At 61.8% G+C, this 16,449-nt stretch carries 14 protein-coding genes and 1 tRNA gene; 9 read left to right on the top strand and 6 right to left on the bottom strand.

The genetic code is table 11. The annotated features are described in order from the left end of the window. On the top strand, positions 1–1,340 hold a 1,340-nt coding region (locus D0550_RS25020), incomplete at its 5' end, for an FAD-binding oxidoreductase (RefSeq protein ID WP_153067336.1). A gap of 15 nt (positions 1,341–1,355) precedes the next feature. On the opposite strand, the gene D0550_RS25025 is transcribed toward D0550_RS25020, so the two are convergent. Then, positions 1,356–1,727, bottom strand: a complete 372-nt coding sequence (locus D0550_RS25025) for an STAS/SEC14 domain-containing protein (protein ID WP_116811935.1) — start codon at positions 1,725–1,727, stop codon at positions 1,356–1,358. Positions 1,728–1,817: 90 nt separating this feature from the next. On the opposite strand from D0550_RS25025, the gene D0550_RS34710 reads away from it, so the two are divergent. Both D0550_RS34710 and D0550_RS25030 read left to right on the top strand, forming a co-directional pair. Further along, positions 1,818–2,273, top strand: coding sequence for a response regulator (locus tag D0550_RS34710; protein ID WP_153067337.1), 456 nt, complete (start codon positions 1,818–1,820; stop codon positions 2,271–2,273). A 96-nt stretch (positions 2,274–2,369) separates the two neighbouring features. Beyond that, positions 2,370–3,434 carry an ornithine cyclodeaminase gene (locus D0550_RS25030; RefSeq protein WP_116811936.1) on the top strand — a complete coding sequence of 355 codons (1,065 nt, stop codon included), beginning with the start codon at positions 2,370–2,372 and terminating at the stop codon, positions 3,432–3,434. Positions 3,435–3,441: 7 nt separating this feature from the next. Here D0550_RS25030 and D0550_RS25035 read toward each other — a convergent pair whose 3' ends face one another. Further along, positions 3,442–3,864, bottom strand: coding sequence for an Lrp/AsnC family transcriptional regulator (locus D0550_RS25035; RefSeq protein ID WP_116811945.1), 423 nt, complete (start codon positions 3,862–3,864; stop codon positions 3,442–3,444). A gap of 156 nt (positions 3,865–4,020) precedes the next feature. Here D0550_RS25035 and D0550_RS25040 point away from each other — a divergent pair, with 156 nt between their 5' ends. Continuing rightward, positions 4,021–4,644 (top strand): hypothetical protein, encoded by a 624-nt coding sequence (locus D0550_RS25040; RefSeq protein WP_116811937.1) that lies wholly within the window; start codon positions 4,021–4,023, stop codon positions 4,642–4,644. Between the two features lie 2 nt (positions 4,645–4,646). On the opposite strand, the gene D0550_RS34715 is transcribed toward D0550_RS25040, so the two are convergent. Next, positions 4,647–4,740, bottom strand: a tRNA-Sec gene (locus D0550_RS34715). 120 nt (positions 4,741–4,860) lie between these two features. On the opposite strand from D0550_RS34715, the gene selA reads away from it, so the two are divergent. Both selA and selD read left to right on the top strand, forming a co-directional pair. After that, complete coding sequence (gene selA / locus D0550_RS25045; protein WP_116811938.1) at positions 4,861–6,258, top strand: L-seryl-tRNA(Sec) selenium transferase; 1,398 nt, start codon at positions 4,861–4,863, stop codon at positions 6,256–6,258. A gap of 5 nt (positions 6,259–6,263) precedes the next feature. Continuing rightward, entirely contained in the window at positions 6,264–7,403 is a 1,140-nt protein-coding gene (gene selD / locus D0550_RS25050) for a selenide, water dikinase SelD (protein WP_116811946.1), read from the top strand. Here the strand turns inward: selD and D0550_RS25055 are convergent. Continuing rightward, the gene (locus tag D0550_RS25055; protein ID WP_116811939.1) at positions 7,345–9,999 is read right to left on the bottom strand and encodes a TonB-dependent receptor plug domain-containing protein; all 2,655 of its coding nucleotides are present in this window, start codon (positions 9,997–9,999) and stop codon (positions 7,345–7,347) included. The two genes, selD and D0550_RS25055, sit on opposite strands and share 59 nt — an antisense overlap. A gap of 152 nt (positions 10,000–10,151) precedes the next feature. Between D0550_RS25055 and D0550_RS25060 the strand changes: the two genes are divergently transcribed. The 3 genes from D0550_RS25060 to D0550_RS25070 all read left to right on the top strand — a co-directional run bounded on the left by D0550_RS25060 (position 10,152) and on the right by D0550_RS25070 (position 14,449). Next, the gene (locus D0550_RS25060; RefSeq protein WP_116811940.1) at positions 10,152–11,819 is read left to right on the top strand and encodes a M28 family metallopeptidase; all 1,668 of its coding nucleotides are present in this window, start codon (positions 10,152–10,154) and stop codon (positions 11,817–11,819) included. Positions 11,820–12,010: 191 nt separating this feature from the next. Further along, a complete protein-coding gene (locus D0550_RS25065; protein WP_153067338.1) occupies positions 12,011–12,898 on the top strand; it encodes a hypothetical protein in 888 nt (295 codons plus the stop codon). Between the two features lie 96 nt (positions 12,899–12,994). After that, the gene (locus D0550_RS25070) at positions 12,995–14,449 is read left to right on the top strand and encodes an FG-GAP repeat protein (RefSeq protein WP_161966036.1); all 1,455 of its coding nucleotides are present in this window, start codon (positions 12,995–12,997) and stop codon (positions 14,447–14,449) included. Between the two features lie 2 nt (positions 14,450–14,451). Here the strand turns inward: D0550_RS25070 and D0550_RS25075 are convergent, their stop codons facing one another. Both D0550_RS25075 and D0550_RS25080 read right to left on the bottom strand, forming a co-directional pair. Next, positions 14,452–15,492: a DUF5924 family protein gene (locus tag D0550_RS25075; RefSeq protein WP_161966037.1), complete on the bottom strand. Its 1,041-nt coding sequence runs from the start codon at positions 15,490–15,492 to the stop codon at positions 14,452–14,454. A 127-nt stretch (positions 15,493–15,619) separates the two neighbouring features. Continuing rightward, on the bottom strand, positions 15,620–16,372 hold the full coding sequence (locus D0550_RS25080) for a methyl-accepting chemotaxis protein (protein ID WP_116811944.1): 753 nt from the start codon (positions 16,370–16,372) through the stop codon (positions 15,620–15,622). Positions 16,373–16,449: the final 77 nt, after the last annotated feature.

Below are 16,449 nucleotides of genomic sequence, written 5' to 3' on the forward strand. Positions count from 1 at the left end.
AGTCGTTGCAAGGACAACTGCTCCTGCGTGGCGATGCTGGATACGATGAAGCTCGGCTGCTGTTGAATCCTTCCTTCGACAAACATCCGGCGCTCATCGTACAGCCGACGGACGTTTCCGACATTCAGAAGGCCGTGATTTTCGCGCGTCAACACAACCTGTTGCTGGCAGTGAAATGCGGCGGGCACAGTTTCTCCGGTCAATCGACCTGCGAGCGCGGCATGCAGATCGATCTGAAGGATTTTCGCGGCGCGGCGGTCGACACGGTGGCGCGTCGAGTGTCGGTCAAAGGCGGCAGCCTGTTGGGATCGGTGGATCGCGAGTCGATGACCCAAGGCTTGGTCACGCCGCTCGGCACTGTGTCGCACACAGGGGTAGGAGGGCTGACGCTCGGCGGCGGATTCGGACGAGTCGCGCGACGGTATGGGATGGCCATCGACAATCTCAACGCCATGGATGTGGTCACAGCCGATGGTCAGTTGCGTCATGCGAGCCAGAGCGAGAATCCGGATTTGTTCTGGGGGCTGCGCGGCGGCAGCGGCAACTTCGGCGTTGTCACCAATTTCCAGTTCAAGCTGCATCCGATGCAGCGGCAAGTCGTGGCCGGTAAATTGACATTCCCGGTCGAGAAAGCACGCGACCTGCTCACGATGTACGCGGACTACGCGCCGTCGGCGCCGGATGAATTGTATTTCGATCCGCTCATCGTGTTGCCGCCGGGCGGAGCGCAGGGCGCTGCGCAAGTGGATGTTTGCTACAGCGGACCCGCGGGGAAGGCGGAGTATGCGCTGGCACCTCTGCGCAAGATCGGAACTCCGATCAGCGACACCATCAAAGCCGTGGACTACGTGGAGCTGCAGCGATCGGGCGATTGGGCCGATGCGCGCATGATGGGCACGTATCTCAAGGGCGGGTTTATCGCAGAGATGCCCGGTGCGCTCATTGCCGCATTGATCGATGGACTCAAAGGCGATCCGCGGCGAACCACTGCCGTGTTCTTTCAGCATTGCGGTGGCGCCTGCGGTCGCGTGGCCGAGAATGCAACTGCGTTCGCACATCGATACGCGATTGCCAACATGATGACCCTCAGCGGTTGGCGACATGGTGTGGAGGATCCGGCCGATCACATCGAAGCAACGCGGCGTTATTGGTCGACGCTGGAGAAGTTCACGCGTGGCTTCTACGTGAACGACATGCCGCGAGAGGCGACGGCAAGCGACATCAATGCGAACTATCGCGGTAACTATACGAAGCTGGTGGCGGTGAAGACCAAGTACGATCCGTCGAATTTGTTTCGTTTGAATGCCAACGTTCAGCCGGCGCAGCGACGTAGCGCCTGAGAGGTGACTAGCGAATCAGATGTTCTCTTCCGCCAACCACTCCACCGCAGCCGCCTTGTCTTCATAGAAGACTCGATAGTCGCCGTCGCCAAATGCCAACCGGGCAAGAAACGCCAGCTTGGTATTTGGAACTACTATGGCGCGGCGGAGTTTCACATCGGTCAGCTGCTCGTCCAGCGACCGTTGCGCCCAGGGAATGCTGACCGGCGGCGGATCCATCTCGAGCGCATCGTATAGAACTTTCCGAACGCCGCTTTCACGGGCCAGCAGCAAGACTTCGGATTGACACTCCTGCAGCACTGCCTCGGTGGGACACCCCCGGACGCGGGCAATGATGAGGCTGTCGACCAGACCCACGGCGACTTGGTTTTGATGGGGCTCGCTCATGAGCGGCACAGTCTACAGTGATTTTTACGAATGCAACCCTGGCGTGCGACGGACCGTGTATTCAATGAGACTGAACACCGATGAGACATCATGAATATCAATGTACTCGTAGCGGAACCTAGCGGCACCGATTGGTCCGCGATTGCGAAGGGCATCCGACGACATTTACCTGAGGCGTCGATGCTACGTGTAAAAGATGGTGAGCAGGCGCTGCGCTTTCTGTTTCATCGCGGCCTGTTGACGGCCGAGCCGCCCGTGCCGGATCTGGTGCTACTGGCCGAGGAGCTGCCGTTGATTCCGGCGGCAGGCGTCATTGCACGCATGCGAATCGATCCTCGCACGCGCGCCACGCCTGTGATCGTGTTGCGTCGGGATCCGGAGGAGGAGGCGCTCGATCCTTATTGGGGCGGCGAGTTGCGTGCAGCGATGGTGACCGTGTGGGTTTCGGACGGGCTGGAAAGGCAGGTCGCCGACGCGGTGAATGACCTCTGCCAGCGGCGCCCGCCATTGCCGGAATGGCAAAAAGCACTGTCATTTCGTCAATAAAGTGGGGCCGACCGGGCAGCCTGCCTGGTTCTGCGTGACGTCGGATCTTCCTATCATAAGTGCCTGCCTCACAAGGCATTTGGACGAGGAAGAACTATGGTCGATTACGTCGGCATCGCGGACATTCAACACCTGGTGAACGAGCTCGGGCCCGGCGAGTTCATGGCGCGGCTCGCTACCCAGATCGAGGCGGACTATCGGCGCTGGGGTCAGTTCGAGAAGTCGGCGCGGCTGGCCAGTCATTCCGAGGTCGGCGTGATCGAGCTGATGCCCATCAGCGACGGCGAGCTGTACTCGTTCAAGTATGTGAATGGCCATCCCAAGAACACGAGTCTCGGTCTGCTCACGGTGACCGCATTCGGCGTGCTGGCGGAAGTTTCGACCGGTTATCCGGTGCTGCTGTCGGAGCTGACTGTAACGACTGCGCTGCGTACCGCCGCGATGTCGGCGCTCGCCGCCAAGTGGCTGGCACGGCCCAACAGCAAAACGATGGCGCTGATCGGCAACGGCGCGCAGAGCGAGTTCCAAGCCATCGCATTCCATCGCATCCTCGGCATCAACGAGCTGCGGCTGTATGACGTCGATCCGCGCGCCACTGCGAAGCTCGCTCAGAATCTTCGCTCCATTCCGGAGTTGCGGGATGTTTCATTGGTGCATGCGACGTCCAGTGAGGAAGCCGTACTCGGCGCCGACATCGTCACCACAGTCACGGCAGACAAACGTAACGCAGTGATCGTGACACCTTCCATGGTCGCACCCGGCATGCACTTGAATGCAGTGGGTGGCGATTGCCCGGGCAAGACCGAGCTGCACGCCGACATTCTGCGTCGAGCCGACACCCGGGTCGTCGTGGAATACGAGCCTCAGTCGCGCATCGAAGGTGAGATTCAGCAGATGCCGGCCGACTTTTCCGTCATCGAGTTTGCGGACATCGTCAACGGCGTGCAGCGAGGACGCGGTGCCGACAGCGAGATCACGGTGTTCGATTCAGTGGGCTTTGCGCTCGAGGACTACTCGGCGTTGAAGTTCCTGCACGAGCTGACTCGCGAGCATCCGGAGTTCTGCCGGCAGATCGATCTGGTGCCCGATCTGGAAGATCCGAAAGACTTGTTTGGCGGCACGCTCGGCGCCAGCAAGCGTCGGTTGCGGCGGGTGGCGTAGTCGAGCGCTACGTCCTGAATGTTTGTAGATGGATGCTGGTCTCGGTATTGCCGATCCCTTTGATCTTGCGGATGCGCTCCAGCACCTCGGAGAGCTCGGCGATCGATGCGGCATGTACCTCGGCCAGCAGATCCCATCTGCCGTTGGTGTCGTGAAGCGAGCTGACCGAAGGCTCGCCCAGCAGCCGGTTCACTACATCGCGCGTCTTGTCTCCCTCCACGGCGATGCTGATCCAGGCGCGAATTCCGCTGGGCTGCGAATGGGCGTGGACCTGCACTGAATAGCCCGCGATGACGCCGTTGGCTTCGAGCCGGGCAATCCGGTTCGCAATCGTGCCTCTGGAGACTCCCAGCTGCCTCGCCAGCGTCGCCGTCGGCGTCCTGGCATTCACGCGCAACAAGCCCAGCAGTTGATGGTCGAGCGCATCCAGCGCTGCGCTTTTGTCGTTGATCGTCTTGGGCTCGCTCTGCATTCGGCATAGATTACTCGGCGCAACGAAATCGAGCAAAACCTGCGACCATCGACTCCGTCGCGGCGTGGTCCAAGCGTCGGGGACAGCCCGTCCAACACGGCGGCTCAGGGAACGATGGCGAACGATCAACGCCTGCATCGATTTGCCATCCTGGCGCTGGTGGTCGGTGTCCATCTGCTGTTACTGATGCTGCCGTTGGATCTGAAGCTGCGCGAGTACCATGAGCCCGAGGGCAGTGCCAAGCGCACTCTGCTGTTCTTTCCACGCACGCCGGTCACCGAGCTCGAAGCTCAGCGAGAGCTGCGCCCGCCAGCTGAGCCGCAGATAAAGACAAACATCGTCGTCGACGTGCCGAGGACCATCAGTGTTGAGCCTGCGGTAGGATCTTCGACGCAGGGCTCGGCAATTACGCCATCCATCAATTGGAGCGAAGAGGCACGACGAGCGGCCGCGGCGGGCGCCGAAAAGGTGCCGGTCCCTGATCCAAGCAAGTGCGACTCCACAGGTCTCGGCGATCCTGCACTCCCCAATTGCAAGCCGCCGCCCGAATTCAAATGGGCCCCGCCGAAGGCCGGTTTCTCGAACGGCTTGCCTTACATGCGAGTGGGGGATCGTTGCGTGGTCGGTCTCGGCTTCTTCGGATGCGCGCTTGGCAAGCCGCCGGCCAGGGGCGATCTGTTCGAGGGCATGGACGATCCAAATCGCGCGCGCAGCTCGGTGCCCGAACCGAAGCAGTGATCTGGCGGAAGAGGCAGGAGTCGAACCTACCGAAGATGCATGGCACCTTCCGCCGGGTTTGAAGTCCGGGCACCCCGCCGGGGATGTTTCTCTTCCGGGACTATGGTGCGGCGGCCGAAGCGGCCTTGTCCAGCGGTAGTGAAAAGCTAACACGGCGTGCGGCGTTCATACGGCCGACTGCGTGCTACGCTACAGAGACCTCGCGGATTCGGATCCATGGCAACGCAGCCCATCAGTCCATTTCCCTCCGTCGATCGCATCGCGCGCTTCGAGGCCGTTGCAAGCCTGTGCGAGGTGTACGGCCGCAGCGCAGTGATCGATGCGATCAGAGCCGTGCTCGATGAGCATCGCACGCACCGGGAGGAGCCGGAATATCGGTCGCCAAGCGACGATGAGTTGTCGCGTCAGATCGCCGATCGCTTACATGATCGCGCCACACCACGACTGCGACGTGTGTTCAATCTGACCGGCACCGTACTGCACACGAATCTGGGTCGAACGCAGCTGTCTTCGCGAGCTATCGAACACGCCTCGATGGCGATGCGCGAGGCCTGCAATCTCGAGTTCGATCTCGACAGCGGCGGACGAGGCGAACGCGACAGTCTGATCGAAGACATTCTTGTCGAGCTGACCGGCGCGGAAGCGGCCACCGTAGTAAACAACAATGCGGCCGCCGTGCTGCTCGTGTTGGCCGCGTTGGCGCACAAGCGCGAAGTCGTACTCTCCCGCGGCGAGCTGGTCGAGATTGGCGGCGCGTTCCGCATTCCCGATGTCATGCGTAGCGCCAATACGCGATTGATCGAGGTGGGCACGACGAACTGCACGCATCCCAGCGATTATCAGCGCGCGATTGGCGCGAAGACGGCTGCGCTCATGAAAGTGCACATGAGCAACTACAAGATCAGCGGTTTCGTCGCTCATGTATCGGAAGCTGAAGTCGCCCATATCGCGCACGAGCATCAGCTGCCGCTCATTGTCGATCTGGGCGCGGGAAGCCTGATCGACCTGTCTGCACATGGCTTGCCCAAGGAACCGGTCGTGCGGGAAACGATTGCAAGCGGCGCCGACGTGGTCACGTTCAGCGGTGACAAGTTGCTCGGCGGCCCGCAGGCCGGTTTGATCGTTGGCAAGAGAGCTCTGCTCGATAAGATCAAACGGCATCCGTTGAAGCGGGCGTTGCGTGTGTCGAAACCCCTGCTTGCGGCACTCGAAGGAACATTACTGGCATATCGCACGCCCGATCTGCTGCTGCAGGAGTTGCCGACGTTGCGTTTGCTGACGCGGCCGGTTGATGAGATCGAAGCACTTGCCAACAGAGTGCTGCCGCACCTGGCGGCCGCACTTGGGACACAGTGGCAAGTCGATGTGACGCCAGTAGCGAGCCAGGTGGGCAGCGGCTCGCTGCCCATCGAAGTCATTCCGAGCATGGCGCTGATTTGCCGTCCCACGAGCGCCAAAGTCGGCTCGGCACTGAAACGTCTGGCGCGCGATCTGCGCCGGTTGCCGACACCCGTCATCGGACGCGTTGCCGATGATGCGCTGGTGCTCGATCTGCGCTGTCTGGAAGATGAGCAGGGATTCATTGCCCAACTCGGCCCGCTGGCCGCGAAGTGATCCTCATGAAGCCCACCGAAAAGTCTGCCGAGCCGCGTCTCAGCTCTTTGTCGCACGGTGGCGGTTGTGGCTGCAAGATCGCGCCGGGATTGCTGTCGCAGATTCTCAAAGGCACGTCTGCGCTGCCGATTCCTCCGCAGTTGATGGTCGGCATAGAAACATCGGACGACGCGGCTGTTTATCGGCTCAACGATGAGCAGGCGCTGATTGCAACCACCGACTTCTTCATGCCCATCGTCGACGATCCTTGCGACTTTGGCCGCATCGCTGCGACCAATGCGATCAGCGATGTCTATGCGATGGGCGGCCAGCCGATCATGGCGCTCGCGATCGTGGGCATGCCGATCAATGTGCTGTCGCCTGCGACGATTGGCCAGATTCTCGAAGGTGGCGCCTCGGTTTGTCGTGCCGCCAACATTCCAATTGCGGGCGGGCACAGCATCGACTCGGTCGAGCCGATCTACGGCTTGGTGGTGATGGGGCTCGCGCATCCCAGTCGCATCAAACGCAACGCCGATGCGCAGCCGGGTGATGCGCTGGTGCTGGGCAAGCCGCTGGGTGTCGGCGTGCTGTCTGCTGCTCTCAAGAAAGGAGCACTGGATGCCGCGGGCTACGAGCAGATGATGGCGACGACGACGAAGTTGAATACTCCAGGTCCCGAGCTGGCTGCGTTCTCTGGGGTGCACGCACTGACCGACGTGACGGGGTTTGGTCTTGCTGGTCACGCATTGGAGCTGGCGCGCGGTGCGCGATGCGACATTCAGATCGACTGGTCAGCGGTGCCATTGTTGAGCGGCACGCGGGAACTGGCGGCGCAAGGTTTTGTAACCGGCGCGTCGGGACGTAATTGGTCCGCCTATGGTGCCGAGGTGATCTTGCCGCCCACGTTTGCACCTGTAGATCAGGCTCTGCTCAGCGATCCGCAAACCAGCGGCGGACTGCTGGTGTCGTGCGCGCCGTCGGCAGTGGAGGAGGTGCTGACGGTCTTCCAGCGCCATGGCTTCGAGCTGGCGTCGAAGATCGGCTCGGTCACTGCGAAGAGTGCCGAGCCGACCTTGAGGTTGCGCCAATCAGACGCGGTCGAGATCAAAGCCGATAGTCGACCCCGATCAAGAATCCCCGACCGCGCAGGTCGTACTGAGTGAAATCGTACGGAGCGCGGATGCCCGGGAACGATGCGTCGTAGGGCGGCAGCTCGTCGAAGAGATTCTCGACCTTCGTGTACACGGTCAGCTTGTCCGATGCGGACGTCCAACCCGCATAGAGATCGAACTGCTCGTAGGAATCGACGCGAGTTTGCACAGCCCGCGCTGCGGTGCTGGCTCTCTGATCGTAGCCGCCGGTGTGATACCACGTGAGCGAGGTTCGGACGTTCGCGATATTCCACTCGGCCGTCGTCGTGGCTTTGTTACGAGGCAACGAGAACGATGCGGCCAGGTTGGTACCGGCATAGTCGACCAGCGGTCCGCCAGTGGTTTGCGGGCGGCGATAGTCGAGCACATGGGTATAGACGGCCGTGATGCCAAACTCGCCGACGTTGTCGGTCAGCCAGCGCTGGCGCAGTTCCACGTCGAGGCCGGACGTGGTCAGCTCGCTGAGATTCTGATAGCGGTTGTAAACAGCCAGCAACTTCCCGCGAGCGTCGCGCACCACATCTTCGGGACGATTGTTTTGCACGATCGTCGGGACGTTGTCGGTGCCGATCAGATTGTCGAGCTCGATGCGGTACCAATCGACGCTCAGGCTCGAGCCCTGCCACGGCGTCAGCACGACACCCAGGTTATAGCTGTGGGTACGTTCTGGATCGAGATTGGTATTGCCGACCGTGAAGTTGGTTGGATTCTGTCGCGAGCCCGGCACATCCGGATCGTAGGGATCGACCACCGAGCCATAGGAAATGTTGGTGCTGGCCGAGTTCTCCGACAGCGAAGGTGCCCGGAAGCCACGCGAAGCGGCGCCACGCACGGCCAACACATCCAGCGGCTGCCAACGCAAGCTGGCCTTCGGCGAGAAGGCGCTGCCGAAGTCGCTGTAGTAGTCGCCGCGACCCGCCAGCTGCAATTCCAGGGTGGAGAACACGGGGATGTTCACTTCCGCGTAGGCCGCGGTGACGTTGCGCTTGCCATCGACCGCTGCAATAGCGGGGCGGATCTGCTGGCCGGCGTCGATCTGCCACGGATTGCGTGAGACGAGTTCTTCTTCGCGCCACTCCACACCTGCGGCGAACCCGACCGATCCGGCCGGCAGGTCGAACAATTCGCCGGTGAGCTTGAAGTCGGCGCCATTCAAGCGCGAGTCCGCGGGACGCACCGTGCGCAAGCGAATCGAGTCGATGACGGACTGCGGCGTGCTCGAAGGATTGTGCAGGTTGTAGGTGCCGTTGGCCAAAGCCTCGAACAAGCCCCAGCGATTCGCGAAGCCGCCAGAGACCGTTTCTTCCTCTTTACTGCGCGCGCTGAAGACCGAGGCCTCCCAATCCCAGCGTTCGCCGCGACCGCGCAAGCCTGCGACGACCCGGTAGGCGTCCGAGCGATTGGTCTTCACCGACTGGCCCAGATCGAAGAACGTGTATTCGATCTGTGTGTCGACGCCGTAAGGATTGTAGGGGTTGCCCGCGGGCAGGACGGCAGGCACACCTTCGGCGAGTCCAGTATCGGCGTTCAACGCGAACCGGCCGCCTTCCAGCGTGAAATACGGGCTGGAGCCAAAGATCGAAGCGCCGCGAATGTGGCTGTAGATCACGTCGCCGAACGCGTCGATGTTGTCATTGATGCGCAGCGTGGCGTTGATGTAGCCCTGATAGCGCTCGGTGGACGGAATCAATGTGGTGTACGGGGCGAGATTGATCGCGCAGGTGTTGCCCGGCAAGCCGTCGATCGGCGCACTGGCGGTCAATTGCATGCCTTGGGGGCAGTTGCCTTGAGCGTCGAGCAGCGGCACGGAAGCGCCGTTCACCAGGAAGCGAGCACCCTTCGCGCTCCAGCCGTTCCAGCGGCCGCCCGGCGAATCGGTGTAGATGCCCGAGCGGGTGAGGTCGCGCTGATCCTGATCCAGGCGGTCGCGATCGTACGCTTCGAAGCTGAAGAGCACGTTGTAGCCGTCGCTGTTCTTATCGCCAATGCCGCCGAGGAAGCGGGCGCGCTGCGAATCGAGGCCGCCGTTATCGGTGGTGCCGAAGCTGCCGCCGGCTTCGAAACCCTGGAAGTTCTGGCGCGTGATGATATTGACCACGCCGGCGACGGCATCGGAGCCGTACACCGCGGAGGCACCGTCCTTCAGCACGTCGATGCGCTCGACGGCGACCATCGGCAGGGCATTGAGATTGACGAACGTGTCGGACAGGCCGTTTGACGGAAAACCGTAATTGGCAAGCCGGCGGCCGTTGAGCAGCACCAGCGTGTTCTTCTGCGACAAGCCGCGCAGACCGATGCCCGCGGCGCCTGCTGCCCAGCCGCTGTTGCTGGTTTCGTTGGTGGCGTTGCCTGTGTTCGCGGAGACCGAACGAAGCACATCCGCCACCGTGATCTTCGCCGACGTTTCCAGCTCCTCGCGCCCGATGATCTGCACCGGATTGGGGGCGTCGGTGGCGGCGCGCCTGATGTTCGAGCCGGTCACGACGATGGTAGCCAGCGTCTCATCGCTCGCCGCGGCGGTGTTTTGTGTTTGAGAGACGGCTTCACAGCTCACCACGCTGCCGAGAACGGCCGTGAGCGCAGCGGAGAGTGGTGTGAGTCGACGCATGTAACTACCTTGGAGCCAGACAAATTGGGGGCGCTAAGGTAGCGATGTGTACTCGTCAGTAAAAATACCCGTTTGGCATCACATCATGATTTGTGACCCTCGGTGACCGAAATCAAACCGGTCCCGGCAGCGGCGATGCTAGGCTACAGCGCATGAAGACGACTCTGGCTTGTCTCGCGGCCCTGATCGGCGTCACCTCATTCACTGCGGTTTGCGCAGACTCCGCAGCCTCCGTAGATCCCAAACGCCTGTCCGAGATCGTTCGCGTGCTCGCATCGGACGAGTTCGAGGGACGCGCGCCTGGGACGCAAGGCGAGACCAAGACCATCGATTATCTGGTCAAGTCGTTTCGCAGCCTGGGTCTGGAGCCGGGCGGGGCGAACGGGTCCTTTACGCAGGACGTGCCGTTGCTGCGAACCCAGGTGGAAACGCCGCGCGCCTTGCAGATGACGACCAATGGCAAGGTGCGGCCGATGATCCGGGCGAAGGACATCTACTTCAGCACCGTGCGGGACTCACAGCAGATTGCGATCAAGGACGCGCCGCTGGTGTTCGTGGGTTACGGCGTCACCGCGCCCGAGCGTCAATGGGACGACTATAAAGGTGTCGATCTGCGCGGCAAGGTCGCGGTGTTTCTGGTCAACGATCCGGATTTCTCGGCGCTGCCCGGTGAGCCTGTGGTTGGCAAGTTCGGCTCGCGTCGCATGACGTACTACGGCCGCTGGACCTACAAGTACGAGGAAGCAGCGAGACGAGGCGCGATCGCGGCGCTCATCGTTCACGATACCGACGGCGCGGGTTACGGCTGGTCGACGGTGATTGCGCCGGGCGGTGAGAACTATGCACTGGTCTATGAGGATGCCGCCACAGCGCCCCCGACTCTGAGCTTGCAGGGCTGGTTGGAAGGCGCCGCGGCCACGGACTTGTTTCGTAGCGCCGGCCTGGATCTGGCCGACCAGCGTCGCAAAGCGCGCCGCGCAGATTTCAAGCCAGTGCAGCTGAAGGGCACGACGTTCACCGCCGACGTGCCGGTGACGACCGTGAAAAGCATCAGTCACAACGTGCTGGCGAAGATCACCGGCAGCGAGCATCCCGATGAGACAGTGATGCTGGCGGGGCACTGGGACGCGTATGGCCTCGGCGCGCCCGATGCGCAGGGACGAAGGGTTCGGCCAGGCGCCAATGACGATGCGCTCGGGATCGCCGGAGTGGTCGAGCTTGCGCGCCTGTTCAAGGCCGGACCTCCGCCCAAACGCACGCTGGTGTTCGCGGCGTGGACCGCTGAGGAACGCGGTCTCATCGGCTCGCAGGCCTATGCGTCGAACCCGGTGTATCCGTTGTCGAAGACCGTGGCGAATCTGACGCTCGACGTGCTGCAGACCGCAGGTTTGTCGCGCGATGTTTTGTTGGTGGGCGCAGGTCAGAGCGATCTCGAAGACGACCTCGCGCGGGCTGCCAAGAGCCAAGATAGAACTATCACGCCGGAAACGTTGCCCGAGCGGGGCTTGTTCTATCGTGCCGATCATTTCTCACTGGCTCGACAAGGCGTGCCGGTGCTGTTGCTGATGGCGCTCAGCGGCGCTCCCGATCTGCGCGAGGGCGGGCGCGCCGCAGGTGAGAAATGGCTGACAGACTATATGCGCTGCTATCACCAGACCTGCGACTCATGGGATGCGAGCTGGGATTTGCGCGGGGCGGCGCAAGATGTCGAGTTGTTTCATATTATCGGCAGCGATCTCGCGAACTCGCGTCACTGGCCGCGGTGGCGCACTGACTCCGAATTTCACGCCATTCGAGAGCGCTCGCGTCAGCAGCGCTAACCCTGAAATTCTGCCGTAGAAAGATTGAGCGTGGAGCCGCGGCGACAGTTTGCGCCGTGTGACTGCTCGCGCCTAAGTTCCCCGCGCTGACGAAATAAACCTCCCGGACACGCGCATATTCCTACAGAGAGTTTGCGTCGCCCGGTGTCAGCGGCCAACAACCTCCAATCAATCTGAAGGGGATCTACTCCATGTTCCGGATGCATGCACTCGCTGCAGCGGCGTCGCTGTTGCTCGTTTCTTTTGTGGGCGGCGCAGAAGCTGCCAATCCTCTCGGCATCGCTTTCAAAACCGTCACTAATGTGCCGCTGTATGCCAAGCCTACGGGCATGCTCATCGCGGGACGCTGCAATCACACCGATCCGGCGTTTCAGACGGCGCGACAGAAAGGGGCCGAAGTGCTCGCGTACGTCAATCCAATCGCGCGTCCGGATCATTTCGTGTGCGCCCTGGACACCAAGTTCTATATGAATGACATCGGTCAGGTGCCGTTGTGGCCGTATCCGACCTATGGCCAGCGCAGCCCATGGCCGAATACGCGCATGACCGATATTCGTGCCGGCTCGGCGTGGTCCAACCATGTCGTCCAGTACGTCGAAGCCTTGATGCGCGAAGGCAAGGTCGACGGCGTGTTCCTGGACGTCGTCGGCGTGCGGCCCTGGAGCAGCCTTGCCGAATGGAACTCCTGGCCGCAATCCGAAAAGAATGCGTTCGCCGCGGGCAACGTCGATCTGGTGCGTCGTCTCGATGCGCGTCGTCGCGCGATCAATCCGAAGTTCATCATCGTTGCGAACAACGTGTGGGAGGCGGGCACTCAGCGCGCGCTGGAAGGCGAGCGCTATATCGATGGCGTGATGATCGAGCACCCCAAGCCGCTGTCGCCCTGGCACGTGAACTACGTGAACAAGCCGTTTGGCAACCTGGGTCATCGGCGTGTGCTGGTGGTCGCCAACACCAAAGCGGATGCGCAAGCGTGGGCGAAGGTCCCCGGCGTCACGCACGTGTCGGATCAGACAGCTGCGCAGTACAAGAATCCGAACGTGCCGCCCGTCGGATTCCAGAAGTTGAACGATCGCTAGAGTTGCCGAGGAACTCACATCTATGGTCAAACATTACAAAGGCTGCAGGCATCAGCGCCAGCCAATATTCAGACGACCATGGGGAAGAGCATCATCGTGCACACATCCAATGCAGGTATTTCGCTGGCGAGTCTCGTTGCTCTGACAATCGTCACAGGGGCGGCTTCGGCCGCCCCGATCGCGAGACAGGGACCGAAAGCGAATCACGGTGCGCAGCCCAAGGCAGCTCAGCAAGCGTGGAGCATCACACCTGAGATCATCACGTCCGACTACGAGCTTCACGAGCCGACCAACGAGTCCAAGAATCAGCAGTACGGCGGACAGGTTGCCTTGAGTGGCGACGGCCAGACATTGGCAGTTGCCGATGCTTGGTATTTCGGCGGCAGCGAGTGGCCCTGGTATGGCTCGGGCGCAGTCTATGTGTATGGACGCGTGAATGGCAGCTGGCAGCTGCAAACCAAGCTCGAGCCGCCGGCGGCCCGAGGATATGACTTCTTCGGTTCGGACGTCGCGCTCAGCATGACAGGCGACGTCCTCGTGGTCGGTTCGCAGTACGAAGGCTACGACGCGCCGAGTCAGGATGCAGGGCCGGGCTCGGTGTTTGTTTACAAACGTAACAATGGCACGTGGACGCAAGAGAGCATGTTGCGAGCCAGTCGTGCGCAGGATTCTTCATCGTTCGGAAGGGCGGTCGAGGTCAGCTCGGCAGGCGATGTCATTGCAGTCGGAGCGCCTTACGAATCGGTGGATGCCGACGGCACGGCGCAGTCAGCGGCGGGTGCGGTATATGTATTCACGAAGGAGTCGGGTGCGTGGGCCGAGCAGCAGGCGCTGACGGCTCCTGCTCCGGAGAGCAGCGATTGGTTTGGTTGGGGGATTCGTCTGAGCGAGAACGGGCAGGCGTTGGCGGTGCTGGCTGCGGAGCAGAATCCCGATACCGAAGACCCGGAGCTCATCAACGGCTGGCCAAATCGGGCCAACACGATCTACGTGTTTCAGAACCAGGGCAACGGCTGGAATCTGTCCGGTCAGTTCGAAGGTTCGGAGAGCGAGCCGCACTTGGGTGGCACGGCTTACGAGCCCGAAGGGCAGAGCGAAGGGTTCGACTTGAGCGCGGACGGACTCACGCTTGCCATCGGCTCACCCTACGCCGCGGCGGCGGACGGGACGACTGGTGTCATCAGGATGTATGGACGATCGGCGAACCAATGGCTGCCCACCCACACCGTGCTTACGCCAGCGCTTCCGGAGCGTCGCTCGTTCGGCACGCGCGTGACACTGAGTGCCGAAGGCAATTCGCTGGTTGCGTTTGCGGATCGTGATGACGGTGCTTACGGGCATCCTTATGTGGTCGCGTTCGATCGCCGCCAGAATCGATGGCAGCAAGCCGCTGTCTTCGAATCACCGGCGGCTGTTCCCGTCTCTACTGGGTTTGCGAACTCGCTTGCGGTGTCGGCGGACGGCCAATATCTCACGTTCGGTGCACGCAGCTTCGCTACCGAGACTTCCAGCTGGGGTGCTGCCTTCAACTATGGGCGGCAGGCGCAGTAGGGTCAGTCCTTTACGGTGAACCGCATGCGCTTGAGCAGCTGGCCTTGAGGAGTTTTCACATCGACGATCCAGCGGCCAGGCGCATTGGCGGGGAACAGTTCTTTGCGGGAATAGGTGCGCCAGCCGCTGTCGTTGCCGCCTCGGATTTCAGAGGCGATGCGCTCGGTCTCGCCGGCGTGACGCCATTCGAAGATGATGGATTGAGCGACTCCACTCGGCGCGCGAATGGCCGCGAAGGCGACGACGCCGGCACTGAGCTCTGCTTTTGTTAGCGTGCGTATCGCTGGCCCAGGCGTTCGATCCACAATGGATTGAGTGATGACCGCTTGTGTTACTGCAAGTCCGGCCGGTGGCACGTGAGCGCGCAGCAGCCACACCAACATCGGTGCGAGTATGGAGCAGGCGACCCAGATCAGCTTGTGTCGTGTCGAGCGTAACGAACGCAGCGACATCGGTGCCGTCAGCAACAGCCACACACCGACGGCGCCAAGTGCCAGCGGTAGCGCATCTTCGAGCGACAGATGCACGACCATCGGCACGACAACGACCGCTGCAATCAAGCTGCAGTACGCATGAAACAGCAATCGAGTCGCGGCGCGGGCGGCGATCCAGCGCTCGTAGAGCGGATCGATGGCCGTGAGCGCAGCGGCGGCCGCGGCGATCGAGATAAAGGCAATCTGGCCCACGTCGCGTTGTAACGCGCCGAACAGAAAGGGCAGTGAGAAGAACAGCACTTCCTGCTGCAGCGACTGAGTCAGGAAATTCGCTACGAACTTGCCGATGCCCGAGCGGCGTCGCTCCAGAAAGCGCCGCACCAGAGGCTCGATCAGCAGCCACAACCAACCGGCCAGGGCGGCAATGGCTATCACGCGTGCCAGATCCGCGCCGCGCTTGACCATCACGAAGCCGGCCACGCCGGTCGCGAAGCTGATCGTGGGAATCAGCCAGGGCACGCGGTCGAGGAAGCGCACCAGGCGAGTCAGCTTTTGGGGTGACTCGACTTCGTTCGGCTCGGGCTGTGAAACTGTTGTCTGTATCTCCATCGTGAGCGGCGTTGCGCGCGTCGCCCATGCGCGACAGCAAATGAAAGTGAAGTCGCCGTCACGATATCGAAAGCGCCGCGCGTGGGGAAGGGGCGGCGGCGCCGCGTTATTTACACCGGGTTCGCGATCACGCCACGCGCCGAACTCTTTCCTCATCGACAAAGTGGGTGCGTGCCTCCGCCGATCGCGCGGCGCTGGGCGGCTGGCCCCGATGCAGCGAGAAAGCAGAGATCGCAGCAAACATCTGCGTCGATTGTTCCCGCAGCGTTTGCGCAGTCTCGATGAGCTGCTGCGCCATGTGAGCATCCTGCTGAGTGATGTTGTCCATCTCCGCGACGGCCTTGTTGATCTGCTCGATGCCCGCGGCCTGCTCGAGAGTGGCCGTTTCGATCTCTCTGATCACGTTGGTGACTTGCTGCACGGAATCGACGACCTTGGACATGGCCTGCTCGGCCTGATTCGCCAGATCGGTGCCGCGACCGACCGTTTGTACCGACGCCTCGATCAGATCCTTCACTTCCTTGGCGGCAGCGGCGGAGCGCTGCGCGAGGCTGCGCACTTCCTGAGCGACCACCGCGAAGCCGCGACCTTGATCGCCAGCGCGTGCCGCTTCGACAGCGGCGTTGAGTGCCAGCAGATTGGTTTGAAAGGCGATGCCGTCGATGATGCCGACGATTTCTCCGATGCGCGTGGAGGAGCCGGATATCTCATTCATCGTCGAGAACAACTGGCCCACCACCTCGCGACCGCGAATCGTCACGTCGGAGGATTGCGTTGCCAGCGATGCAGCCTGATGCGCGCTGTCGCGATTGCGGGTGACGGTCGCTGTCAGCTCTTCGAGCGATGCGGCGGTCTCTTCTTTTCGAGGGCTTGGCGGCATTGTTTTCGCCGGTTGCGATTTTTCGACAGCTCGGTTGTTTCGAGTCCACGACCTGCACCACGCCGGATTTGCACGTT

The organism is Steroidobacter cummioxidans, from assembly GCF_003104955.1.

Excerpts from the sequence above, each read along its gene's own strand:
- D0550_RS25055 (WP_116811939.1), bottom strand. The coding sequence starts at position 9,999 with ATGCGTCGACTCACACCACTCTCCGCTGCGCTCACGGCCGTTCTCGGC.
- D0550_RS34710 (WP_153067337.1), top strand. The coding sequence starts at position 1,818 with ATGAATATCAATGTACTCGTAGCGGAACCTAGCGGCACCGATTGGTCC.
- D0550_RS25040 (WP_116811937.1), top strand. The coding sequence starts at position 4,021 with ATGGCGAACGATCAACGCCTGCATCGATTTGCCATCCTGGCGCTGGTG.
- D0550_RS25030 (WP_116811936.1), top strand. The coding sequence starts at position 2,370 with ATGGTCGATTACGTCGGCATCGCGGACATTCAACACCTGGTGAACGAG.
- D0550_RS25025 (WP_116811935.1), bottom strand. The coding sequence starts at position 1,727 with ATGAGCGAGCCCCATCAAAACCAAGTCGCCGTGGGTCTGGTCGACAGC.
- selA (WP_116811938.1), top strand. The coding sequence starts at position 4,861 with ATGGCAACGCAGCCCATCAGTCCATTTCCCTCCGTCGATCGCATCGCG.
- D0550_RS25065 (WP_153067338.1), top strand. The coding sequence starts at position 12,011 with ATGTTCCGGATGCATGCACTCGCTGCAGCGGCGTCGCTGTTGCTCGTT.
- D0550_RS25060 (WP_116811940.1), top strand. The coding sequence starts at position 10,152 with ATGAAGACGACTCTGGCTTGTCTCGCGGCCCTGATCGGCGTCACCTCA.
- D0550_RS25075 (WP_161966037.1), bottom strand. The coding sequence starts at position 15,492 with ATGGAGATACAGACAACAGTTTCACAGCCCGAGCCGAACGAAGTCGAG.
- selD (WP_116811946.1), top strand. The coding sequence starts at position 6,264 with ATGAAGCCCACCGAAAAGTCTGCCGAGCCGCGTCTCAGCTCTTTGTCG.
- D0550_RS25080 (WP_116811944.1), bottom strand. The coding sequence starts at position 16,372 with ATGCCGCCAAGCCCTCGAAAAGAAGAGACCGCCGCATCGCTCGAAGAG.